17 protein-coding genes are annotated in these 24,104 nt (G+C 67.2%); 11 read left to right on the top strand and 6 right to left on the bottom strand.

The features are described 5' to 3' along the window. Positions 1-39: 39 nt before the first annotated feature. Positions 40-873 carry a class II glutamine amidotransferase gene (locus NR798_RS31130; RefSeq protein ID WP_375766153.1) on the top strand — a complete coding sequence of 278 codons (834 nt, stop codon included), beginning with the start codon at positions 40-42 and terminating at the stop codon, positions 871-873. A gap of 1 nt (position 874) precedes the next feature. On the opposite strand, the gene mrtX is transcribed toward NR798_RS31130, so the two are convergent. The 3 genes from mrtX to polX are packed head-to-tail and all read right to left on the bottom strand — an operon-like array spanning position 875 to position 3,988. Next, positions 875-1,597: a myxosortase MrtX gene (mrtX, locus tag NR798_RS31125; RefSeq protein WP_375766152.1), complete on the bottom strand. Its 723-nt coding sequence runs from the start codon at positions 1,595-1,597 to the stop codon at positions 875-877. Further along, positions 1,594-2,196, bottom strand: a complete 603-nt coding sequence (locus NR798_RS31120) for a serine protease (protein WP_375766151.1) — start codon at positions 2,194-2,196, stop codon at positions 1,594-1,596. Before NR798_RS31120 ends, mrtX begins: the two co-directional genes overlap by 4 nt. A gap of 34 nt (positions 2,197-2,230) precedes the next feature. After that, entirely contained in the window at positions 2,231-3,988 is a 1,758-nt protein-coding gene (polX, locus tag NR798_RS31115) for a DNA polymerase/3'-5' exonuclease PolX (protein WP_375773847.1), read from the bottom strand. Between the two features lie 125 nt (positions 3,989-4,113). Here polX and NR798_RS31110 point away from each other — a divergent pair, with 125 nt between their 5' ends. The 4 genes from NR798_RS31110 (at position 4,114) to NR798_RS31095 (ending at position 9,131) form a co-directional block, all read left to right on the top strand. Next, positions 4,114-4,431 carry a Rieske (2Fe-2S) protein gene (locus NR798_RS31110; RefSeq protein ID WP_375766150.1) on the top strand — a complete coding sequence of 106 codons (318 nt, stop codon included), beginning with the start codon at positions 4,114-4,116 and terminating at the stop codon, positions 4,429-4,431. Positions 4,432-4,643: 212 nt separating this feature from the next. Then, positions 4,644-5,111, top strand: a complete 468-nt coding sequence (locus NR798_RS31105; protein ID WP_375773846.1) for a molybdenum cofactor biosynthesis protein B — start codon at positions 4,644-4,646, stop codon at positions 5,109-5,111. Between the two features lie 155 nt (positions 5,112-5,266). Further along, a complete protein-coding gene (locus NR798_RS31100) occupies positions 5,267-7,510 on the top strand; it encodes a mucoidy inhibitor MuiA family protein (RefSeq protein ID WP_375766149.1) in 2,244 nt (747 codons plus the stop codon). A 1-nt stretch (position 7,511) separates the two neighbouring features. After that, the gene (locus NR798_RS31095; protein WP_375766148.1) at positions 7,512-9,131 is read left to right on the top strand and encodes a mucoidy inhibitor MuiA family protein; all 1,620 of its coding nucleotides are present in this window, start codon (positions 7,512-7,514) and stop codon (positions 9,129-9,131) included. Positions 9,132-9,285: 154 nt separating this feature from the next. Here NR798_RS31095 and NR798_RS31090 read toward each other — a convergent pair whose 3' ends face one another. After that, complete coding sequence (locus NR798_RS31090) at positions 9,286-9,873, bottom strand: TetR family transcriptional regulator (RefSeq protein ID WP_375766147.1); 588 nt, start codon at positions 9,871-9,873, stop codon at positions 9,286-9,288. Between the two features lie 113 nt (positions 9,874-9,986). On the opposite strand from NR798_RS31090, the gene NR798_RS31085 reads away from it, so the two are divergent. Further along, complete coding sequence (locus NR798_RS31085; RefSeq protein ID WP_375766146.1) at positions 9,987-11,366, top strand: cytochrome P450; 1,380 nt, start codon at positions 9,987-9,989, stop codon at positions 11,364-11,366. A 41-nt stretch (positions 11,367-11,407) separates the two neighbouring features. On the opposite strand, the gene NR798_RS31080 is transcribed toward NR798_RS31085, so the two are convergent. Beyond that, positions 11,408-12,292: a YHYH protein gene (locus NR798_RS31080; RefSeq protein WP_375766145.1), complete on the bottom strand. Its 885-nt coding sequence runs from the start codon at positions 12,290-12,292 to the stop codon at positions 11,408-11,410. 874 nt (positions 12,293-13,166) lie between these two features. Between NR798_RS31080 and NR798_RS31075 the strand changes: the two genes are divergently transcribed. The 5 genes from NR798_RS31075 to NR798_RS31055 all read left to right on the top strand — a co-directional run bounded on the left by NR798_RS31075 (position 13,167) and on the right by NR798_RS31055 (position 18,679). Beyond that, entirely contained in the window at positions 13,167-14,480 is a 1,314-nt protein-coding gene (locus NR798_RS31075; protein WP_375766144.1) for a TIGR02270 family protein, read from the top strand. 28 nt (positions 14,481-14,508) lie between these two features. Beyond that, positions 14,509-15,630 (top strand): DUF2169 domain-containing protein, encoded by a 1,122-nt coding sequence (locus tag NR798_RS31070; protein ID WP_375766143.1) that lies wholly within the window; start codon positions 14,509-14,511, stop codon positions 15,628-15,630. A gap of 77 nt (positions 15,631-15,707) precedes the next feature. Then, the gene (locus NR798_RS31065) at positions 15,708-16,670 is read left to right on the top strand and encodes a hypothetical protein (protein WP_375766142.1); all 963 of its coding nucleotides are present in this window, start codon (positions 15,708-15,710) and stop codon (positions 16,668-16,670) included. Positions 16,671-16,688: 18 nt separating this feature from the next. Further along, positions 16,689-17,786, top strand: coding sequence for a PAAR-like domain-containing protein (locus NR798_RS31060; RefSeq protein WP_375766141.1), 1,098 nt, complete (start codon positions 16,689-16,691; stop codon positions 17,784-17,786). Positions 17,787-17,824: 38 nt separating this feature from the next. Further along, the gene (locus tag NR798_RS31055; protein ID WP_375766140.1) at positions 17,825-18,679 is read left to right on the top strand and encodes a hypothetical protein; all 855 of its coding nucleotides are present in this window, start codon (positions 17,825-17,827) and stop codon (positions 18,677-18,679) included. A 111-nt stretch (positions 18,680-18,790) separates the two neighbouring features. Here NR798_RS31055 and NR798_RS31050 read toward each other — a convergent pair whose 3' ends face one another. After that, a complete protein-coding gene (locus tag NR798_RS31050) occupies positions 18,791-24,064 on the bottom strand; it encodes an AAA family ATPase (protein ID WP_375766139.1) in 5,274 nt (1,757 codons plus the stop codon). Positions 24,065-24,104 lie beyond the last annotated feature (40 nt).

Raw genomic sequence — 24,104 nt, 5'->3', positions numbered from 1 at the left:
GGCGTCATTATCTATAGAGGCAACAAGGGGGTTTCCCGAATGTCCGTCGCGCTGGCCGTCCTGACGTCCGACCCGAACCTGGTGCGGTGCGAGCTGCATCGGCTGGAAGAGCAGGTGGCTCTCCAGGGGGAGGAGGGGCGCTCCAACGCCGTGGGCATCGGCGCCTATGCCCAGGATGACGTCCTGCTCCGCCGCTTCCCCCGGGACGCGGACCTGACCCTGGAATCGCTCGCTCCGCCGCACGAGACGGAGGTGCTCCTCTTCCACGGGCGGCGCCTGCCCGTGGGGCTGTCGCTGGAGGAGAACACCCAGCCGTTCCGCTCGCGCCGCTGGCTGTTCGCGCACCAGGGACTCCTGGAGGACTACCCGAGCATCCGGGCCGGGCTGCTGGACGAGGTGCCGGACTTCCTCAAGCGGCAGATCCGCGGGGAGACGGACAGCGAGGTGGCCTTCGCGCTCTTCCTCAAGCGGCTGTGGGAGACGGGGCACGCGGATGACCCGAGGCTCCCGGCGGAGGTGGCCGGCCGGCTGCTGGCGGAGACGGCCCGGAGCCTGTCGCAGGCCTCGGCCCGGGCGGGGGCCGCGCGCACCTCCACGGTGAACCTGCTCGCCACCAACGGCTACATCCTGGTGGCCACGCGCCTGGGCGGCCAGCCGCTGTACTACACGCGCCTGGAGGGCACGGACCGCTGCGAGGTGTGCGGCATCACCCCCGAGACGCACGACACGCAGCCGGGCGTGGCGGCACACCGGCGCCGGCGCTCGGTGGTGGTGGCCACGCACCTCAAGCGCCCGGCGGGCTGGGTGGAGCTGGCCGAGGGCACCACGCTGACGGTGGCGGCGGACCTGCAAGTGCGCCACCTGGGGCCCTGAGTCACACGCCGAAGAAGGACACCTCGAGGAAGCGCACGAAGAGGTTGGCGGCGGCGTGGAAGAGGGCGGCGCCCACCACGCTGCCGGTGCGCTCGCGCATCCAGCCGAAGAGCAGGGCGGGGAAGAAGACGGACAGGCGCCACACCTGGAAGATGGCCAGGTGGCCCAGGGCGAAGAGCAGCGCCGTCAGCCAGAAGGCCGGGCCCAGCCGCACGCCGAGGAAGCGCCGCCCCTGGGGCCACGCATCGCGCAGGCGCGCCTGTATGTAGCCCCGGTAGAAGAACTCCTCGGGCAGGGCCACCACGAAGAGCTGATCCACCACCCACTCGGCGAAGCGGGGCGGCAGCCGCGGGGTGAAGTGCGCCGAGCCCCGGAAGGGGGCCAGCAGGCGCGCCAGCTCCGCGGGCAGGTGCTGCAGCACCTCCGTCCACACGAAGAAGGCCCCGAAGAAGAGGGGGAACACCACCGCGCTCATGACGAGGAAGAGGCGCACGTCCTGGCGCCAGGTGCGCAGGGAGAGCCCGTAGTCGCGGTAGTCCTCGCCGCGCCAGCGCATGGTGATGAGCGGCAGGTAGAGGAAGCCCACCGTGGCCACCAGCTTGGGGACGGCGGTGCCTCCGAAGAAGAGGAAGGCGAGGATGATGCCCAGGAAGCCGAGGCCCCACAGGCCCACCACCTCCTGCACGGCGGTGGGGCGCCAGGGGGTAGCCGCGGAGGCGCTCACGGGGCGGCCACCTTCGGGGCGAGCTGCTGCCGGACGACGTCCAGCGGCAGGGCCCGGCAGCCGCGTCCCTTGCGCTGCACGGACACCGCCACCAGCCGGCCCGTCTCATCGTAGAGGGGACTGCCCGGAGGCAGCGCCAGGTCCACGTCGAAGAAGGGCGCGGGCGCCTTGCGCGCCAGGGCCGAGGCCGGCGTGTCCTTGCGCCTGCCCTTGCCGGGGATGATGCCGATGAGCCACTGGCCGGGGAGACTCCCGGTGTTCGGCTTCACGGCCGCGGCGGGGTAGGTGCCGGCGGGGGCGGCGACGACGGCCACCTTCAGGTACGCGTTGGCGAGCACCACCGTGGCTGGCAGCGTCCGCCCGCCGTACTCCACCTGCGCGGCGTCCAGGTTGACGTGGCGCACGGAGGTGAGCACCTGGCCCTCGGTGCCCACGATGATGCCCGGGCCGGCGGCGCGGGAGCCTCGCACCCGCACCACGGATTGTTCATACAGGGAGAGCGCCCGCTGCAGATCGGCACGGGAGGGGCGCTCCGGCTCCGAGGCGGAGACCGGGGTGGCGAGCAGGAGGAGGACGAGCGGGAGCAGTCGGCGCAGCAAGGCCCGGCGAGCCTAGCACCGGTGACGGCCCGCGTCAGGCGGCTCGCAGCTTGCGGAGGGTGGAGATGAACTGCTCGGCGGGGAGGGTGTTGAGGACGTCCTCCTGGCGGGCCCAGCCCCGGCGCGCGGTGGCCACGGCGAAGGCCAGGTTGCCCAGGTCCGAGGCCCTGTGCGCATCGCAGCTCACCACCAGCTTCACCCCGCGCTGGAGCGCCAGCCGCACGTGCTCCGTCTTCAGGTCCAACCGCTCCGGCTTGCCGTTGACCTCGACCACCACCCCGCGCTCGGCGGCCTTGTCGAGCACCGCCTCCATGCGCACCGGGTAGGCCTCGCGGCTGTGGATGAGCCGCCCGGTGGGGTGTCCGAGGATGTGCAGGTGCGGGTTGTCGAAGGCCGCCAGCAGCCGGCGCGTCATCTGCTCCTCGTCCATGCCGTGCCGCACGTGGATGGAGCCGATGACCACCTCCAGCTTCTCGAGCACGCTGTCCGAGTAGTCCAGGGCACCACTCTCCAGGATGTCCACCTCGATGCCCTTGAGGAGCCGGAGGCCCTTGACTGTCTCGTTGACGCGGTCGATCTCCTCCCATTGGCGCCGCAGGTCGTCCTCCTTGAGGCCCCCGGCGTAGATGGCCGCCTGGCTGTGCTCGGTGACGGTGAGGAACTTGAGCCCCAGCGCCTGGGCCGCGCGTGCCATCTCCTCCAGCGAGTTCCTCCCGTCCGACCAGGTGCTGTGCGCGTGCACGGCGCCCTGGAGATCCTCGAAGGAGACCAGGTTCGTGGGCAGCCGCCCCTCGAGCGCGGCCTCGATCTCCCCGGTGTCCTCGCGCAGCTCGGGCGGGACGTACTGCATGCCGAGCAGCGCGTAGAGCGCGGCCTCGTCCGGCACGTGCAGCTTGGTGCCGTCGGCGCGGTGCACGCCCCACTCGGAGATCTTCAGCCCCTTGTCGTGAGCGATGCCCCGCAGCCGGACGTGGTGGGCCTTGGAGCCGGTGAAGTGGTGCAGGGCGGTGGCGAAGTCCTCGTCCGGCAGGACGCGCAGGTCCACCTGGAGATCCTTCTCGTGCAGGCGCACCGAGCACTTGCTCTCGCCCCGGCCGATGACGGTCGCCACCTCGGGCGCGCGCGAGAAGGCGTCGAACACCGCGTTGGCATCCGGCCCCGAGGCGATGAGGTCCACGTCCCCGACCGTCTCCGCGCGCCGACGCAGGCTGCCTCCGACGCTCGCGCGGATGACGCCGGGCGTGGCCTTGATGGACTCGAGCAGCCGCTCGGCCACGGGCAGCACCTCCCCGAGCAGCCGCCGGGGCGTCCGGGTGCGCCGGTACAGCTCCACGCCCGCGAGGATCTTCGCCTCGCTCTTCTCCCCGAAACCCTGCAACTGGCGCACGCGGCCCTCGCGGCAGGCCTTCTCCAGGGCCTCGACGCCGTCCACCCCCAACTGGCGCGCGAGGACCAGGGCCTTCTTCGGGCCCAGGTCTGGCACCTGGACGAGATCCAGGACACCCAGGGGGAACTCGGCCTTCAGCGTGTCGTAGTAGGCGAGCTTTCCGGTGGTGAGCAGCTCGGAGACCTTGTCGGCGATCGCCTGGCCGATCCCCGGCAGCTCCTTCAGGCGGCCTTCGCGAGCCAGGGCGCCCAGGTCCTCGGAGAGCCCGGCGATGCGGTCGGCGGCGGTGTCGTACGCGCGGCTGCGGAACGGGTTCTCCCCCTTCATCTGCAGGAGGAGCGAGATGTCCCGGAGGACCTGGACCACGGCGGTTTTATCGGGAGGCGTCACGGGGGGGAATGTAATGCCCGGGGAAGGGGGGTGCAGGCGAGCGGAAACGTGAGGTTCACACACAAGACTCCCAGCACCGGCCCCGCCGCGATACAAGGGCCCGGGTTGTTCATTCCAGTGAGCCACGAGAGACGGAGTCGATGAAGATCAAGCTCGGACCGGCGGACTTCGCCGAAAAGGAGATGCGGGGCTACGAGGTGGGCAAGCGCAGCCTGTGTGTGGCCAGGATCAACGGGCGCTACAAGGGGCTCGATGACTGGTGCAACCACGCGGGGTGCCTGCTGTCCGGGGGCCGCCTGGAGGGGAATCTGGTCGTCTGCCCCTGCCACGAGGTCGGCTTCGACATGGACACGGGGAAGAACGAGACCTCTCCGGGCGTGTGTGATGACCAGCCCACTGTGAAGGTCGAGGTCGCCGACGGAGAGCTGGTCGTCGAGCTGCCCGACAAGGACGTGTAGGAGGCGCGATGGGACACGACGGACACGATCACGACCATGACCACGGGCATGGTCCCGGGCACCACCACCACCACCACGGACACGAGCATGGCCACGAGCACGGCCATGACCACGGGCACGGGCATGACCATGACCACGGGCACGGGCATGACCACCACCATGGGCACGAGCACGGCTCCGGGCCGGTGGCGGAGCACAAGGCGCACGCGCCGGTGCACGTGAGTGCGTTCGTGGTGACGTGCTCGGACAGCCGGGACGAGTCGAAGGACGAGAGCGGGCGGGTGCTGCGCGAGCTGCTGGAGGCCGAGGGGCACTCGGTGAGCGGCTACCGGGTCATCAAGGACGAGCCCGAGGCCATCCGCGCCATGCTGAAGGAGGCGCAGGAGGTGGGCGCGCGGGCGGTGCTCTTCACCGGAGGAACGGGGATCGGCCGCCGGGACAGCACGGTGGAGACGCTGCAGGGCCTCTTCGAGAAGACGCTGCCCGGCTTCGGCGAGCTGTTCCGGATGCTCTCCTTCCAGGAGATCGGCAGCGCGGCGATGATGTCGCGAGCCACCGCGGGGACCTACCAGGGGATGATCCTCTTCTCGCTGCCGGGCTCGCCCAAGGCGGTGCGGCTCGCGCTGCACAAGCTCATCCTTCCCGAGCTGGGGCATGCGGTGCGTGAGTTGACGCGCTGAGCCACGGACGTCCGGCCGGGCCTCGCGGGCTCGCACCGCCACGCGAGGCCAGGCCGGCCCGAGGCACGGTGCGGCCCGTGGGAATCCGAGGCGAGTCCTTGCCCGGTTGCGAAGCCGCGTTCTAGCGTGCCGCGCAACGCATTTCGGGAGGGTGCATGCCCATCGTGGAGTCCCGCCTCGACACCGTGACGCTCTACCACCAGGGCGCGCGGGTAACCCGGTTGCTCTCGCTGGACTGCCCCGGCGGCAAGCCGCCCACGGAGCTGGAAATCCCCCGGCTGCCGCTCTCGCTGTTCGACGCCACGGTGCGCGTGCGCGTGCTGTCCACGGACAACCCGCAGGCGGACCTCTCCGCCACCCACGTGCGCGTCGGGTTGTGGATTCCTCCGAGGACCGCCCCCCTGGACACCGTGGACGAGGCGGCGCTGCGCTCGCTGCGCCAGCAGGTGCGGACCGTGGAGAGCCAGCTGCGGCAGCTCGGCTGGGAGATGTCCATCCTCGGTGGGATTCCCGTGCCGGCGCGTCCGGAGCCCGAGGAGGGCAAGCCACCGCCGGCCGCTCCCATGGGCGCGCGCATCGCCCTGGAGCAGTTCTCCCAGGATGGTGTGCAGTCCCGCCTCGTGGAGGCGCGCTCCCTGCGCGAGCAGCTGCGCAAGCTGAATGAGGAAGTGACCGTCCTCGAGGAGAAGATGGCGAGGGCCTCCACCGCGCGCGAGGTGACCGCGGCGGATCTCTACAAGTCCGTGCATGTGCAGCTGCGCCACGGCGGAGGCGAGCTGCGGCGCGTGGAGCTCTCCGTGGAGTACTTCGTCCCCGGGGCGCGCTGGGCTCCCAGCTACCAGTGCCGCCTGTCGCGGGACTGCCGGCAGGTGGAGCTGGTGACGCGTGCCAGCATCTGCCAGTACTCCGGCGAGGACTGGCGCGGCGTGAAGCTGGTGCTCTCCACCGCCGCGCCCATGAGCTGGACGGAGCTGCCGGAGCTGGCCTCCATCCGCATCGGCCGCGCGCAGCCCCCCTCGCCTGGCCGTGCGGGTTTCCGCCCGCCACCGCAAGGCGCCACCGCGCTCTTCGCCGACTTCGACCGCGACCGCAAATCACTGTTGCGCGGGTTGTGGGCTCCGGAGCCGTACGCGCTGCCCGCGCTATCGGCGCCCGCGGACCTGGAGGGGGAGGACGGGGCCGTCTTCGGTGGAGTGCGTGACGCCATCGAGCAGCGCAAGGAGAAGCGGCGCCAGAGGCGCGAGGTCCGCGAGCTCGGAGGTCTCGCCGACGAGGGCTACCAGTCCGAACCGTCCGCCGTGTACTCGGAGGCCGTGGACGACGAGGTGCTGTCGATGGAAGAGGCCATGCCCGTCATGCCCATGGCCGCTGCCCCGGCGCCGGCCATGGCTCCCCCTCCGCCGGCTCCCGCCATGGCTCGCCCGTCGATGGCCATTGCCGCTGCCCCCGCGCGCTCCAAGGCCGTATCGCGAGGCGGCCCGGGAGGCGGTGGCGCGGCCCCCTCGCAGGCCGGCCTGGAGGCGGTGGTCTTCACCCACCTGCGGCTCTCCGCGGCGACGGAGGGCCCGCGCAACCGGCTCCAGCCCGTCGATGCGCGGCGCTTCTACCTGGAGTCGCTGGCGCGCTTCCAGGTGGAGGTGAAGTTCGATGTCATGGCCGTGGTGGCCGAGGCGGAGCTGCGTGCCAGCTCCACGGCCCACCTGCCCCTGCCAGGCGGTACGGCGGATGTCCGGGCGGCCAGTGGTCATTTCGACTTCAGCTACACGGCTGATGCCACGGTGGATGTCCCGTCCGACGCCACCTTCCACTCCGTGGCCCTGGGCACGCGCACCGGCGAGGCCAGCGTCCTCTACGTCACCGTCCCGCGCGAGGACAACAACGTCTACCGGCAGGCCCAGGTGAAGAACCCGCTGGCCGCCCCCATGCTGCCGGGCCCGGCCGAGGTCTACGTCGGGGGCGAGTATGTGCTCTCGACCACGCTGCCCTCGGTGCCCCCTCGCGGCGAGTTCAAGCTGGGCCTGGGCGTGGAGCAGGCCATCCGCTGCGCGCGCAACACCCGCTTCAGCGAGGCCCGCAGCGGTGAGAAGATCGTCGCGATGACGGAGCTGTGGCACGACATCCTCATCGACCTCGTCAACAACCTGGACCGGGAGATTGTCTGTGAGGTCCGCGAGCGCCTCCCCCAGCCCGCGCCCAACGCGGAGGTGGTGGTCGAGGAGGGCACCGTCACCCCCGCGTGGGAGCCCTATGCGCAGGAGGAGCGAGGCAGCGTGCTCGAGGGGGGACGCCGCTGGCGCCTCACCGTGCCCGCCAACGGGACGAGCAAGCTGTCCGCCCAGTACGTGGTGAAGCTGTATGCCAACAACGAGCTCAGCGGTGGCAACCGCCGGGAGGCGTGACATGAGCACGGCGATCCAACCCCAAGGCATGGAGCGCTACGAGCCCGCGCTCCCCGAGGCGGCACCGGTCCTGGACGCACCGGTGCGCATGGTGACGCTGTTGGAGGATCGGGCCCAGGTCACCCGAGGGGGCACGGTGCGTGTGCGCGCTGGGCAGAACCGGGTCGTGGTCCACGGCGTGGCGCCGGTGCTGCAGGACGTGTCCCTGCGCGCCGAGGTCGTCTCCGGCCAGGCGCGGGTGGCGGACGTCCGCATCCGCCGCAGCCTGCGCATCCGGACGGCGGACAAGCCGGAGGCGGCGCGGGTGCTCGAGGAGCGCATCGAGGCGCTGCGGCTCGAGCGCGAGCAGGTGCTGGAGGACCAGGCCCGCGCCCGTCAGCGCTTCGAGCGCGTCCACCAGATGCTGGTGCTCGGCGCCTCGGAGATCCCCGAGGACGCGGGGTGGGGGATGGGCGCCGCGGCCCAGTGGCAGGACACGTTCGACGCCCTGTTCCGCAAGGCGCGCCAGCTGCGCGAGTCGGCGCTGAAGGCCACCTTCACCGCGGAGCGGCTGGCGGAGGAGATCGCCGCCCTGATGCGCCAGCGTCAGGCGATGGATCGCGTGGACCACCAGGTGGTGGGTTGGCTGGAGGTGGACGTGCTCGCGGAGGCCGAGGGCGAGGTGGAGGTCCGCATCCACTACGTCGTGCCCAACGCGCTGTGGCGGCCGCTGCACTCGGCGCGCCTGCTGGCGGGAAGCCGCGTCCACGTGGCCTCCTCGGCCGCGGTCTGGCAGGACACCGGCGAGGACTGGAAGGAGGCGGAGCTGCGCTTCTCGACGGCGCGCTCCTCGCTGGGCATCGAGCCGCCCCTGCTGCGCGCGGACCTGCTCACCGTGAAGAAGAAGAGCGAGACGGTGGTGGTCCAGGCCCGTCAGGTCCAGGTGCAGAAGGCGGGGCTGGGCAGTGCGCCGGCCTCTGGCGCGGCCGCTCCCGTGGCTCCGGCCAGCGTGGATCTTCCCGGCGTGGATGATGGCGGGGAGACGCGCAACCTGAAGGCCCCGGGCCGCAACACCATCCTCTCGGATGGGCGGCCCAACATCATCCCGCTCTTCACCTTCGAGGCCGAGGCGGAGTCGTCGCTGGTGGCCTTCCCGGAGCTGGAGAACAAGGTGTTCCTGCGGGCGGTGGCGCGCAACACCTCGCCGAACCCGGTGCTGGCGGGGCCGGTGGAGCTGCTGCAGGAGAACGGCTTCGTGGGCTGGACGCAGACGCTGTTCGTGGCGCCCCAGGAGAAGTTCGAGCTGAGCTTCGGCCCGGAGGAGTCCGTCCGCATCCAGCGCGAGGAGAAGCGGGAGAGCCAGCTCAACCCGGTGAGCAAGTGGAACGAGGCCACCGCGCGGCTCACTCTCTACCTCTCCAACCTCTCGGGGACGCCGCGCACCGTGGCCGTCACCGAGCGACTGCCCGTCTCGGAGATCGAGCACGTGAAGATCGAGCTGGATCGCGAGAAGACCAGTGGCTCGCCGGTGCTGGACGAGAACGGGTTCTGCACGTGGAAGGTCGAGCTGCCCGCCAACGGGCATGGGCGCCTGCACCTGGCGTACAAGATGTCGACAGCGCCGGGCGTGCAGAGCGCCTGAGGGGGTCACGCCCGGCTTGCCACTGCCGCCGGTCCCTGGACGGTTGTACGCGAAGACGGTCCCCAGTTCGGACAGCTGCTCCCACACCCTGAGCCATCCCTCGATGGGGCCGCCGGCACCATGGATGAGGAGGAATGGGCTTCATGTCGTGAGCTCAGGCCTCGCCTTCGTCGACGATCGCCTGGGTCGCCGCCTCCAGCCAGCGGCGGGTGGAGGCGAGGTGCGCCGCCTTGTCGAGCGGCTGGATGGGCAGCAGCTTCCAATTGGTGAGGAAGCCGGTCCACAGAACGCTGATCCGCGCCGCTCGCCCCTTGCCGTCCGGTGCTCCCAGCCACCGGGCCAACGGTGCGATCAACTTCGTCTGGAGGAACTCGACGCTCGCCGCGTGCGCCGCGGGATCGGCCGCCGAGAGCATCATCATCGCGAGCGGGCCCGAGGCGTCCGGGTTGTCGAAGACGGCCGCCATCAAGTTCGCTCCGAAGCGGCGCCGCTCTCCACTCAGCAGCCCTGAGATGCTCACCCGCTCCAACGTCGCCCGGAACAGCCCCTCCTTCGAGCCGAAGTAGCGGATGACGAGCGCGGGATTCGCCCCGGCGAGCTCCGCCACCTCCCGCACGCCGGTGTTGGCGAAGCCTCGCGTCGAGAACAGTGTCTGCGCGGCGTCGAGGAGCGCGGTGCGCGTGCGCTCGGCATCGCGCTGGCGCGTCGCTTTCGGGGGCACGGCCGGGTCGGAGATGTGCACGGCTGTTTACTTAGGACGGCGGCTGGGTTATGTCCAGCGATGTAAACGGCCGTTTACATGGCCGCAGCTGTCGGCTGAGAAGTGTTGAAGAACCCCTCGAGGACTCCACGACCATGAATCCGGCACTTTCCGTCGACACGCCCCGTACCCTCCGCGAGTACGCCCCTTCCACCCTCGAGATGCTCAAGGGGGTCCGGCGAGAGGGGTTCCTCGGCTGGCTGATGAGCATCTGGCGCCAGCACGGGGACCTGACCCGCGTGCGGATGGGCTCGCAGTCGTTGCTCCTGGTGGTCCACCCGGACCACGTGCGCCACATCAACGTCACGGGCCGCGAGAGCTACGACAAGGGCGAGAGCTACGACGTCCTCCGCGAGCTGCTGCTCGGCAATGGCATCGTCACCGCCACCGGGGACGACTGGCGCCGGCAGCGCAAGCTCATGGCGCCGTTCTTCACCCCTCGCGGCGTGGAGAAGTTCTTCCCCATCTTCCTCTCCGACACGCAGCAGCTCATCGAGCGCTGGCGGTCCCAGCATCAGGGCTCCGGCCACCCTGTCGAGATGCTCGACGAGATGATGCAGGTCACCGCCGCCGTCATCCTCCACTCGGTCTTCAGCACCGACTCGGGCGATACCCTGCTGCGGATCAAGAACTCGATCGAGACGATGATCTCCCACATTTCGGGCATGCGGACGGGCCCCGTCCAGGTGCCGCAGTGGGTGCCCACCCCCGGGAACCTGCGGTTCCGCCGGGCCCGGAAGCTCGTGACGGCCTACATCCGCGAGCTCATCGCGCGGCGCCGGGCCATCCCCACCGAGCAGTGGCCGGATGATCTGCTGACGAAGCTGATGACGACGAAGGACGAGGAGACGGGGACGCTCATGGCGGAGCAACTCCTCGTGGACAACGGCCTGACCATGTTCGCCGCGGGGCATGAGACCACGGCACGGACGCTCTCGTTCTTGTGGTACGCGCTGTCCCAGAACCCGGAGGTGGAGCGGCGGCTGCATGCCGAGCTGGACGCGGTGCTGGGCGAGGCGCCTCCGACGATCAACGACTTGAAGAAGCTCCCGTACACCCTCCAGGTCGTGAAGGAGGTCCTCCGGCTCTATCCGGCCGCGCCGATGTACGCCCGTGACGCCGTTGCCGATGACGAGCTCGATGGGATCCGCATCCCGGCCGGTACCAGGACGATTGTCTTCTCCTACGCCACCCACCGGCACCCGGAGTTCTGGGACGAGCCGGAGCGCTTCGAGCCCGACCGCTGGTTGCCCGAGCGCGAGGCGGCACGCCATGCGCACGCCTACCACCCGTTCGCCATCGGACCGCGCATCTGCCTGGGCAATAACTTCTCCCTGCTCGAGACCCACGTGATGGCGGCGATGCTCGCACGCCGCTTCAAGCTGCGCCTGAAGCCCGGCCACGTGCCGCGGATCGAAATGTCCGGCACCCTCGGAGTGCGCAACGGCTTGCCGATGCTGATCGAGGCGCGGTGAGCGGATGCCGCGCCCCGGGACTGGCCGCGAAGGGGGTCAGCTCAGTTGCACCCGACGCACCCGCCGGGCGTGCCCCGGTAGGTGCCCGTCGTGAGGAACCACTGCTTCTGGCCCAGCGTCCCGCTGTTCGTGCTGGTCTGCTCGTGGACGTGGTAGTGGTAGACGGGCGTCGTCGGGCTGTCCGCGGTGACGCCGGTGTGTCCGCCTACCGAGTCCAGCGCCGGGGCGCTGCCGTCCGAGTCCTTCCTCCCGTAGATGGGATGGCCGTCGCGCATGACGCCGATGAAGCGTGCGTCGTCGTAGGAGAGCGCGTAGGGCTCCGAGTGGTAGTGGTAGACGCCTGAGTTCTGCGGATGGGCGCCGCACCGGTCGAACGTCTTCGCCTCCGTGTAGATGTCATCGCCGGGCGCCGCGAAGTTGCCGAAGATGGGCACGCCGTTGAGGGCGAGCCCGACGATGGCGCCCCGCATGCCCTGCATCGTCATGTCCGGCGTGACGGGGAAGTCGAGGGTGTAGCTCTGCGCCACGATCGAGTTGGGGTTGTGGATGCTGCCCGAGTACGTCTCGTAGCAGGCGTTCGTCGTGGAGAAGTAGAAGCTCTTGTAGTCCGGTTGGCCGTCCGCCTGGGCCCGCACCATCTTCAAGCCGTTCGTCGTCGTGGACGAGAGCGAGACGCGGCAGGAGAACTGGAGCCAATAGCCCGAGAGCCCCTGGGCCTTGCGCTCGGCCTCGCACGCGCTGGTGTCGCGCGTGAGGACATGGCACCCCGAGGGGCTCACCGTGGCCGTCTCCGCGGTGTTCGCCGCCAGCGTGCAGGTGCCCGCGTTCGAGGTCCCCGGGTCTTCCGGGTCCGAGGCCGTCCCCCCACACGCCGTCAGGCCCAGGCACATCCCCACTGAGACAATCCGATTCCAGGTGCGATGCATTACGCGGTGCTCCCCTGCGCCATTCACGAGCGCATTCCTTGGGACCCGTGGAGATGGATTCCGGGCAACCGCGGGCCCATTTTACAGCGCATCAGGGAAATGGGGGGCGGGTTCGATTCCCGCCGCCTCCAATAGAGGTTGCCCGCCGCTCTGCGCCGAGCCTACTCCCAACGAGGAGGCTCAGAGTGCGGGGAACCAAATCGGTCCTTGCCGGACCAAATTTGGACCAAATCCGGAGGCGTATAAAAAGGGAGGGCACCCGTCGCACCTACTCGGAGGTCTACGTGGCCGCCCCGTGGGCGCCCGTACTCTCCGGCCTGCCCTTATTACGAGGCGCGCTTCCAGATGCTCGCCGAGGGCACCGAGCGCGTGGGCCCGTGGGCAAGCCGAGCCCGAGAGCAGCGCGCGGCTCGTCCACTGGGGGACCTGATTTCCCGGAGCCCCGAAGTGAAGTCCAAGTGAAGCAACAGGGGTGGAGAAATACACACGCTGTCCGGTCCAGCATCTCGCTGGATTGCCTTCCCGCCCGCTCCGTATCATGCTCGCCACGAAGCTCGGGCGGGCGCAGCGATGGGAGATGCGCAATATGTCTCGTTGGAGCTGCTTCTTGGCGGCGCGGTGCTTGGCTGACGGCCTTTGGTGCGTCTGTAGTCGGAGAAACGGTCTAAAAGACAGAGCCCCGACAAAAACATCCTGCCCAACGCATCCAGGCCAATCTGCTGCCGGGCAAACGAGCCAAGTCGCCCCCCACACACCCTCCCGGAGGGGACGTATCCGCGAAGAGGTCGTGTCCACCGCCTTCAACGTGGCGCATGCGTCGACGCCCTACCTGTCCTTGAAGGAAGCCGATTCCATTGGGTAAAATCTAAGTTCAATGCACATCGATCCAACAGAACCACTGTGGGACATCGTGGAGCAGCATCTTGATGAGGCTGAATTCCTTTGGTCAATGTGGGAGCGTAGCCTTGATGCACCAGATTACACTCTTGACGAGGTAGCGAACGGGCCGGAGCCACGCCTATTGGCGCATGTCGACGCGCTCGTTGTGAATGGGCCCAAGGTCGTTGAGCGGTGGCTCCTGCCACTCCTCGCTGATGCCGAAGCACCGTCGGCACGAGTAAGCGCCGCAACCCTCGCCTTGTTGAACGGCGGATTCAGCTCGGATGGGCGGATCATCCACGCGGCCCTCACCAATGCAGAAACGAGACACGCTGCCATGATCCGCGCTCTTGAAGTTTGTGAATGCTCGGATCTCGATGCGTATCTTCGCCCGCTGCTGTCGTCGTCACAGGTCGAAGCGGTCATAGCGGCGGCACAGGTCCTGTCTCTTCGGGGAAATGCATTGGGTCGGGCTCTTGCCCCGCTGCTGTCTCATCCTCATCCCGACGTCCAGGCACTTGGGCTCCTGGCCGTGGTACATGAACCGCCCGGTCTTCATACTCGCACGATAATCCGAGCATTTGACTCGCCTCACTCCAACGTGCGCGAGGCAGCCCTCTTGGCAGGACTCGCTCTCGGCCTGCCAGAGGCATGGACTTATCGCAGGGAACTTGGCCGAGAGGACGGTGCTGGCTCCACACTGGAGGTACTGGCACTGGTGGGCAACGCACACGATCACGAATTTCTCCTTGAAGCACTTCAACGCCCGGCTTCGCGCACCAAGGCCTTATGGGCATTGGGCTTTGTCGGTACTTTGAGTGCTGCGGAAGCCTGCCTTGCGTACCTAGACGACAAGAAGTTGGCTCCTCTTGCCGGAGAGTCCTTCTGTGCGATTACCGGTCTGGATCTCGCAAGTGAGCGGTTGGCAATCGACGAGGATGAAGTCCCCCACACGGACGACATGTCACTGGCCGACACCGAGGACGAGGATCTGACGTTGCGCCCCGAGCATGCGCTGCCTCTACCGGACGCGGAAGGAGTACGCCGTTGGTGGATGAAGCAGCGGGGCCATTTCAATTCGAGGACGCGCTACCTGCGTGGTGTGCCGCTTGATTTTGCCAGTGTTTTCTCGGCACTCCGGGAGGGTCCCATGCGGCGGCGCCCGCCATTCTCCCTCGGACTGTGGCTGAGGACGCGAGGACGGTACACCGTAAACACGCGGACCTTCACCAAGCGCCAGCGTGCGGAATTGACACAACTCGAAATCCTCCGTGAGAGGAATCTGAACGTCGCGGCACCGCTGCTTTAGCGCAAGTGCTTTCGGAGATAAGGGAACCATGCAGATCTCTAGCAACACCACCGCGATGCAAGCCGGCATTGCCCTCACTACCGACAAGGAAGCGCGTGATCATTGTGTCGTTGTGATCAAAGGCACCTTCACATTCGACAAGACAGGAGAGCCCCGAATCGCCGAGATGCAACGCACACTCGTCTACTCCGATGAACACCATGGAGATCCTGGCACGACCAGCATCCGGTATGAGTGCGATTTCGCAAGCCAGAAGCCGCGCGCGGACGTGCTCGTGCATGGACATGCCATCGCACGTGGAGGGCGGCCGGTGGAGCGCATGCTGGTTCGTCTGGAACTGCCAGGCCGGCATAAGGATCTTCTTGTCACCGGAGATCGTCGTTGGGAGAAGGGACTCCTGGGACTGAGCTCCACGCCGCCCCAGCCGTTCACCCGGATGCCCCTCCTTTATGAGCGGGCTTTCGGTGGCTCGGATCATTCTCACCAAGACTTGAAGCATCAGGGAACGGAACCCCGCAACCCAGTTGGAATGGGGTTTCGTAAGAATCCCCAGGCTGCGGATTCTGACGGCGTCCCACTCCCGAACGTTGAGAATCCCAAGCAACCGCTCCAACGTTGGAACGACACTCCAACCCCCGTGGGGTTTGGCTCTGTCGGTCGCGCATGGCAACCCCGAAGAGGATACGCAGGCACCTACGATAAACAATGGCTCGATTCGGTCTACCCCTTCCTTCCAGCGGACTTCGATCCGCGCTACTTCCAATGCGCACCGGAGGATCAGCAACTTCCAATCCTCAAAGGGGGCGAACTGCTGCGTTGCCTCGGAATGACTGAATCTGGGAGTTGGACCGTGATGGTGCCGCGCGTCCAGGTGCCAGTGACGTTCTGCTTCCATGATCGAAAGGTGGAGAGCGAACCGCGCTTGGACACCATGCTCCTCGACTGCGACACGCGGGAGGCCGTGCTGACGTGGCGGGTATCGGTTCCGCTGAGCAAGAAATTGAACCAACTGCGAGAGGTACTCGTAGGCGTGCAATCGCCCCCCATTTCCTCCGAACCAGTGGAATACCGGAATGGCAAACCGTACTTCCGTGGGCTCGCGGCGCTCATCTCCTGGCAGAACCGTCATCGGCCCAGAGGTGGAGCATGAGTCCCGCTCCTCTTTATGTCATCTCCGCCGGATTCGCCTGCCCGATCGGGCTGCGGGCCACGACAGCATGTGCCGCCATGCGAGCCAATATCAACCGCTTCCAAGAGAGCCGGTATCGAGACAACGACGGGGAGCCAATCATCTGCTCTGAGTTCGCGTTGCTTCCACCGGAACTGCTACACCGTGAACGCGTCCTCTCGTTGCTCGAACTGGCTGTCTCCGATGCGGCGCGGGAGATCGATCCGGCTGAGCAGGCCCGCATGCCACTCATCGTCGGCACACCTGCGCCGGAGCGTCCGGGCGGAGTTTCAGAGCTTTTCCCAGAGGTGCTCGTCCGCTTGCAGAGGGAACATGCTCTCCGATTCGAGACGGCCCTCTCACGCTGCATCCCCACGGGAAATTCAGCGGGGCTGCATGCCTTGGCCGAGGCAAGGACGCTGATGGAGCGCCATCCCCAGATACCCGGGTGCTATGTCGCGGGGGTGGACTCCCTCGTGAACGCCCCAGCCCTCTGGTGGTTCGACAGGCGCGGAAGTCTCAAGAGGCCAGGCAACTCTGACGGAGTGATTCCAGGAGAAGCCGCAGCATGTATCCGCGTAACGCGTCGACCGCCGCCGGGCCGTCCCGGCCCGATGGCGATTCTCGGCCTTGGCTTCGCGCGAGAAACGGCACTCCCGCAGTCGGATGAGCCACTCCGTGCCAACGGAATGGTGGAAGCATCGCGCCTCGCCCTGGCCGAAGCAGGATTGGGCATCGCGGACATCGACTTCCGGTTGTCTGACGCGTCTGGTGAGGGTTACGGATTCAAGGAGATCTCTCTGGCGCTATCCAGGATGCTGCGCACGCGCAAGGAGTCGGTTCCTCTATGGTTGCCAGCGGAGACGCTCGGGGAAATCGGAGCAGCGTCGGGGATTGCGGCACTGGTGGTGGCGTCGGTGGCGATGGGCAGAGGGTACGCTCCGGGGACACGTGCCATCTGCTACACTGCTGACCATTCGGGTGACCGGGCAGTCGCCGTGCTCGGATTGAATTCACACTGACTTCGGAGGATTCTGCTCATGGGTAGTGAGGTCTTCGCGAACGGAAACGAGATCGCTTGCGAGGCGGGAGATGGCAAGGTCGTGGCGGCGTTCCCAGATGTCTGCATGAGCCCGCCGCCGCCACCATCCGGGCCAGTGCCAGTGCCATACCCGAATACGTCCTTCTCCAAGGACATGAAGGAGGGAAGCAAAACGGTGAAAATCCGCGGCAAGCCGGCGATGCTGCGGGACCAGTCTTATTACAAGACATCACCCCTGGGAAACGAGGCTGCCACACGGAACTTTGGCGGCAGTGCCGTCACCCACACCATCACGGGAAAAGCTTACTTCGCGTCCTGGTCCATGGATGTCCAGTTCGAATCCAAAAACGTTACCAGACATGTGGATCTGGCCACGTCCAACCATGCGAGCTACCCCGGTTCAACACCACCCGTGGGCAACCTCGCGAAGATGACAGCATTGGCGCTGGGGAGAATCAAAGAAGAGAAGTGCCCCTGCTGCGGCAGTAAGGAGTGCCCCGCCGCGTTCAAGCATGGAGATGAGAAGCAGAGCCTCGAGGACTTCTACGGCATGAACGATAAGGATGAGCGAGGCAACCTCAAGGCCGAGGCCAGGAGGAGGCGGGACATCTACGCCACGATGCAGGCGATGAAAAAGGTCGAATGCACGTGTGAGGGCAGGGTTTTTCCCTCGCCTCCATGCGACGTGTTTCGCCCGGTACAAATAAAGCCAATCCGAAAGAACGCGATCGAAGGGAAGTGGGGAACACCAGGCATCAAAGAGGAGTACCAAAAAAAATTCTTCAAGGCCAATCCTGGAATCGTCGAGCGCTTCGTCGCTTCCAATCCCAAAGAAAACGATCCCGAGGTACTCAAGGTAAAGGGGGGGTTCAAAAAGGTCAACCACCTCACTCCCAAGTTGGGCGGAGGCTGTCCCGACAACCCTGGCAACCTCTATCCCAACGACCTCCTTTGTCGCGCATGCAAGAAAATCGATCTCCAGTTTGGCGTCTGGCAGAAAGCAGAAAGCTTTACATGGAAAGAACTCTTTCGTGGTTCAGGAGCCAAGAAAAGAAGGCTCAAAGATTTCATGAATAAAGATTACATTTTCTCATAACACATCCAGTTGTATCGTGCGACATGACGAACCAACGAATGACGTTCATGGAAAATATGCTCATCCCGGAAAGAGATGGGTACTTCCCTTTGCCTACGCCCAAGAACCATCCTGAGTTGCTGGAAGATCCAGACAGGAGTTCATGGCTCTTGACGGAGGAAATCCTCGGTGAGCTCAAATCCGGTCAATTCCGTCGGGTCGAGCATCTGTTGGAAATCTATCGCCGGGTAGAGAGTGGTACCCTTCGCGCCACGATTGAGCGACTGCTGGGTGATGCAGGAACGCGCTCGTGCTTCAAGCAAATGAGCGAAGAGTTGCAGGCCGACAAAAAGAGTGCCAAGGACGAGATGGCCTTGTATTTCTATCGCGACAAGGCAATTCACTACTGTGATGCCTTTCAGGCATGGGGATTGCTCGATGCGGTTCCTGTCATTCTTGATCACTACTTGACGCTTCGGCTGGCCGAGATCAAGGAAATCGAAATTTTTCCCTCCCTTCTTTCATTCCTGCTGGAGAATGACTGGGGGTTGCTCTCGGACGAGCCTCCGGATGATAGCTTGGAGGAATATCTGGGACTCGTAATGGACCGCTATGAGGAACTCTGTGCGCAGTTCGGGAGCGGGAACGTTCTTGTATATGGAGGGGAGCGCAGTGGTGTTCAATCTTTCGCGCGAAGGCTGTGCAATGGCGTAGGCCGCGAGCACCGGGACGCGGCAAAACTTCGCCGTCGTTTCGAAGCATCGACGGGCATTGATTGTCACGACTTCTATGTTAAACAAGCGTTTCAGCCCCTATCAGCAGCGAGGATCGCTGAGAATTTCCTGAACAGCCCCCAAGCCGCGAAGTATGAAGAGGGACGTCGTTATTTCTTCGGATACCCCATTCCTGACTGAAATCCCGGGACGCCCCACTTTCAGAGGGGAGGCGGGATGTGCCTTCAATCTCGAGCGGGGGCGGATCCGCCCTTGGCGGGTTAGATTCCCGCCGCCTCCACGGGAGGCAGGTCAGCGGGACTGAGAGACAGGGAGCTCGAGCGTGGCCGTGGCGCCCCTGCCGGGCCCTTCGCTCTCCAGCAGCAGGCGTCCCCCCATCACCTGCGCCGCCAGCGCGCTCGAGTGCAGGCCAAAGCCATGCCCCTCCTTGCGGGTGGTGAAGCCGAGCGCGAAGAGCTGCTTGCGCATCTCCTGCGTGAAGCCCTTGCCATTGTCCACCACCTGAATCCGGGCCACATCCCCCTGGGCCGCGAGCCGCACGCACAGGTGACGTTGCCCCTCGGGGACCTCGGCCATGGCTTCCTTGGCGTTGCTCAGGAGGTTGATGAGGATCTGCAGCACCTTGTGCTTGTCCACCTGCATCCTGGGGACGGAGGTGAGCTCGCGCGTCACGGTCACGCCGTGGCGCTGCAACGCGGCCAACTGGAAGCGCAGGCTGTCTTCGATGAGCTGGGCGAGGTCCCACTCCCCGAGGATGAGGGCCGTCTTGGCGTAGTCCTGCTGCACCCGGATGATGGCGTGGATGTGCTCGAGGTGCAGGCCCATCTCATGCAGGTTCGTCCGGAGTTGGGTCCGCTCGTTGCTGAGCTCCTCGGTGAGGGCCAGGAGGTACTCCGGGATGACGCGGCCACGCGGATCGCGCGTCAGGAACCCCACCAGATCCTCCTGGTGCTCCTTGAGCAGGGCGGAGAGCTGCGCCGCCCGGTCGAAGCGCGAGGCCGCGGCTGCGGAGCGCATCTGCTCCAGGTTGATGACGGCGCTGGTGAGGACATTGCCTACGTTGTGCAGCACATCCGAGGCGATCTCGGCCATCCCCGCCGCACGCGCCGTGTCCACCAACTGGGCCTGCGCCTGCTTGAGCTCGCGTGTGCGCTCCTCCACCCGCCGCTCCAGCCCGTCGTTGGCGCAGCGCAGCGCGGCCTCGGTGCGCTGAAGCTCGGCGTACAGCCGTGCGTTCTCGATCGAGATGGCGGCCTGCGAGGCGAGCTGCCCCAGCAGCGTGATGCGCTCCGGGGTGAACGCTCCGGAGGCGAACCGGTTCTCCAGGTACATCACTCCCGACAGCGCCTCCTGGCGCATCAGCGGCAGGCAGAGCACGGACCTGACTCCGCTGTGCTCGAGGTAGGGTTCTCCCGAGAACGGGTGGGGCGCCCCCGCGTCGGCGATGAGCACATGCTCGTGCGTGCGCCGGACATAGGAGATGATCGTCCAGGGCAGAGGGCCGCCCGAGGCGCTCTCCGTGTCGGCCACGACCTCGAGCTTGTCACCGCGCGGGAGCAGCAGGGCTCCACGCTGGGCCCCCGCGTTCTCGGTGGCGACCCGCATGAGCGTGGACACCAGCCGCTCGAGGACGATCTCGCTGGAGACGGCCTGCTGCGCCTTGACCACGGCGAGCGCGTCGATCTCCCGGGACTCCGAGGAGGAGGTGGTGGTGCTGGTGCCGCTCGTGGGTGCCGCCAGGCTCACCAGGGACGGCCACAGGGCGTCCAACTGCTTGACCTTGCCGTGAGCCCCCCACTGCGCGTACGCCTCCCGGGCCTGGCGCGCGTAGGCCTCCGCGATGAACGAGGCCTGCCGCTTGCGGTAGAAGTTCGCCGCCAGCTCGCACACGAGGGCCACGTGCTGGATGAAGCCGTTCTCGCGGGCCGCGCGAAGGGCCTCCTCGTACGCGGGGAGCGCCTGGTCCAGGCGGCCCCGGATGCGGGCCAGCTCCGCGAAGACCAGCCGCTCGAGCGCGCGGAAGGTCTCGGGGCAGTTGGCTGCCCACACCTCGAGCTGTTGCCAGTGCACCTCGGCGGCCTCGAGGTAGCGCTGCCGCTCCTGCTCCGCCGCACCCTCGCAACACGCGGCCAGGGCCAGGGCGCGGAAGAGGTAGAAGTCCAGGCGCGGGATGATGCCAATGAAGGACCAGATGAACGCCGCCGCCTTGTCCCCCGCCTCACGGGCCTCCGTGTAGGAGCCGCACATGAAGCGCGCCTGCATCTTGGAGAGCCAGTACTGGCACACCATGGCGCTCATGTGGGCCGGCGACAGCGCTGCCTCGAGGGCCTTCTCGTCGAAGCCCTCCCCATCCAGCGTGCCGAACGTAGGCGAGTGGCCCCGCAGTGTCTGCATGTAGCGCAGGACGATGAGGGTGGTATCCACCACCCCCACGAAGCCTGTCTTGCGCATGAAGTCCATCCGGGCGACCGCGTCCTGGTAGACGTCATCCAGGGGGTGCCCCATGGCCTGCCGGTTCCAGACGACGTGGCCGACGATGTAGCAGGCGTACAGGTAGTTGTTGGTCTGGAGCGCTTGCTGGAAGGCGCTCAGCGCGTGCTCGTGCGCGACGGCCAGGGGCCGGCACCAGTAGCTGATCATCTCCAGGTTGAAGAGCGCCCGGACCCGCTCATGGGTCAGGTTGTTCCGGTCGACGAGCGCGCAGGCGAGCATGCCGTAGGCGTAGCCCTCCTGGTAGCTCTTGAAGAACTGGCCGAGCAGCACTCCGAGCGAGCTGTACGCGATCGCCGACTCGTGGGTGTTGCCGTAGCGGAGGCTCAGGGAGACCATCCGGCAGACATGGAGGACGAGCAGGTTGTTGTCGGTGAGGTAGGCGGACGGGAAGAGGCGGGCCAGGACGTTCATCACCGGCTTCATGTCCGCGTCCGTCATCGCTGGCAGCTCGACGAGGCTCCCGATGGGACGGTCTCCCAGCAGGGCCTGGACCTCCTCACGGGCGGCCAGGGCCTCCTCCCAGGAGGGATGGGGGTCCATCGGCATGCCCAGCAGGGCCAGGCACTCCAGGAGGCAGGTGACGGAGGCCTCGATCTCGCCGGCGATGAGGTGCACCTCGTGCCTCAGGCCGTAGACGGCGGCGATATCCACCCGCCTCCGAGCCCGGGTGCGCAGCCCCTCCAGGAGGCGGCGGGTCTGGGCGAAGTTGCCGCTCACGAGCTCGCTGCCCGCCTGATCCAGCTGCACCTTGAAGGCCAGCGCGGGGTCCGTCTCCCAGGGGTCGCCCGGGATGAGCGCGAAGGCCGTCGAGAGATAGGCGGCGGCCGAGTCGTGCGCGCTCGAGGCCTGGGCCTTCCAGCCCGCCTCGGCGTTCAGGCGCGCGAGGCGGTGGCGCTCCTCGTGGCCGCTGATCAGCTCCACCCCGGTGTTGAGCTGGCTCACGATCTCGAAGAGCTTCTCGCGCACCTCCTCGGCGGACAGGCGCTCCAGCAGCAGGCGCCCGATGCGCAGGTGGATCGCCTTGCGCTCTCCTTCGGGGATGAGGGCATGCGCCGCCTGCTGGATGCGGTCATGCAGGAACCGGTACTGCTCCGAGTCGCTGCGCACCACCAGGCCCTCCTGGAGCGCCGGCTCGAGGCCCCGCTCCACCTCGCCCGTCTCCAGGCCGGCGATGAGGGCCAGCATCCCGAGCGGGAAGCTGTTGCCCACGCACGCCGCCAGGGGGAGCAGGTGCTGGGTGCTCTCGGGCAGTTGGTGCAGGTTGCGCGCCATGAAGTCGACGATGTTGTCGGAGTACCCCTTGGACCGGACGCCCTCGGCATCCCATCGCCAGCCCCCTCCGGGCGTGCGGCTGAGGAGCCCATCGTGGTGCAACGCCAGCATCAACTGGAGGAGGAAGAACGGGTTGCCGCCCGTCTTCGCGTGCACCTGCTCCGAGAGGGGCACGATGAGCTCCGCGCCCGCCCCGGGGAGCGCATCGCCCACGAGGTGCTGGAGCTGCTCCAGGCTCAGCGGCTCGAGTTGGAGGTCGGTCACCGGCACGTTCGCCTTGCGCACCTCCCCGAGCGTCATCATCAGCGGGTGGGAGGGGCTGACCTCGTTGTCCCGGTAGGCGCCGATCCACAGCACCGGTGGCGCGTTCTCCTCGGTGAGCAGGGCTTGGAGGAGCCGGAGGCTGGCCAGGTCCGCCCATTGCAGATCGTCCAGGAACATGACGAGCGGGTGCTCGGCGGTGGCGAAGACGCCGAGGAACTGGAGGAAGACCTGCTTGAAGCGGTGCTGCGCCTCGGCGGGCGGAAGCTCCGGCACCGCCGGCTGCGGGCCCAGGAGGAGCGCGAGCTGCGGAACCAGCTCCACGATGACCTGGCCGTTGCCCTGGAGGGCCTCCCGCAGACGCTCACGCCACCGGGCCACCTCCTCATCGGTGCCCACCAGCAGGTGCTGCACCAACCCCCGGATGGCCTGGGCCAGGGTGGCGTAGGGCACATCCCGCTGGAGCTGATCGAACTTGCCGCTCAGGAAGAAGCCTCGCCGCTGAACCACGGGCTTGTGCAGCTCGTGGACCACCGACGACTTGCCGATGCCGGAGTAGCCGCGGACCAGGATGAGCTCGGGTCTGCCTCCGCGCACGATTCGCTCGAAGCCCTGGAGCAGGGTGGCGACGTGGGCGTCGCGCCCGTAGAGCCGCTGGGGGAGCTGGAAGCGGCTGGGGATGTCCCGCTTGCCCAGCACGAAGCTCTCGAGGGCGCCCCGGCGCAGGCCCTCCACGCACTCCGCGAGGTCGTGCCTCAGCCCCTCGGCGCTCTGGTAGCGCTCCTCGGCGACCTTGGCCAGGCACCTCATTACAATGGCGGACACCACGGGCGGGACGCTGGCGACGAGCTCGTGCGGCGGCCTCGGCAGCTGGGCCATGTGCGCATGGAACCACTCGAGCGCGTCACGTCCCTGGAACGGCCGGGCTCCCGTGAGCAGCTCGTAGAACGTCACGCCCAGCGAGTAGAAGTCGGTGCGGTAGTCCACCGCGCGGTTCATGCGCCCGGTCTGCTCCGGGGACATGTAGGCCAGCGTTCCCTCGAGCAGCCAGGTCGGCGCCGCGTCCACATGCTCGGTCCGCTGGAGGGTCGCGGCGCCAAAGTCGATGATGCGCGGCTCTCCCGAGGGGGTGATGATGATGTTGGAGGGCTTGAGGTCCTTGTGGATGACGCCCCGGAGGTGAATCTCCGCCAGGGTCGAGGCCAGGGCGACGGCCAGCTCGAGGAAGCGGGCGAGCTCGAAGGGTCTGCCCACCGCCTCGGAGAGGGCCACCCCCTGCACCTCCTCCAGGACCAGGACGGGGCGGTCGTTGACCCGCTCGCAACCATAGGGCCGGGTGACGCCCCGCACGCCCAGGAGCCGCTGCATGATGCCGTGCTCCCGGCGGTACCGCTCGTTCTCGCGCGGGCCCGCGAAGGGGCCCGCCGGCGTCTTGATGATGACCGGTGCGCCATCTGCCTCGCGCACCGCCAGGAACAGCATGTTGGCGTCAGTGGCGCGGACCGGACGGCGGAGCGTGTAGCCTGGAAGGTTCAACATGGGTGGAGTAGTCCACCCCCAGGGCCGCGCTCATGCAAGT

The organism is Archangium gephyra (genome assembly GCF_042230915.1).
GTDB classification, from domain to species: domain Bacteria; phylum Myxococcota; class Myxococcia; order Myxococcales; family Myxococcaceae; genus Archangium; species Archangium gephyra_B.
The sequence above is the reverse complement of the archived record's forward strand: the minus strand, read 5'-3'. Positions and strand labels throughout refer to the sequence as shown.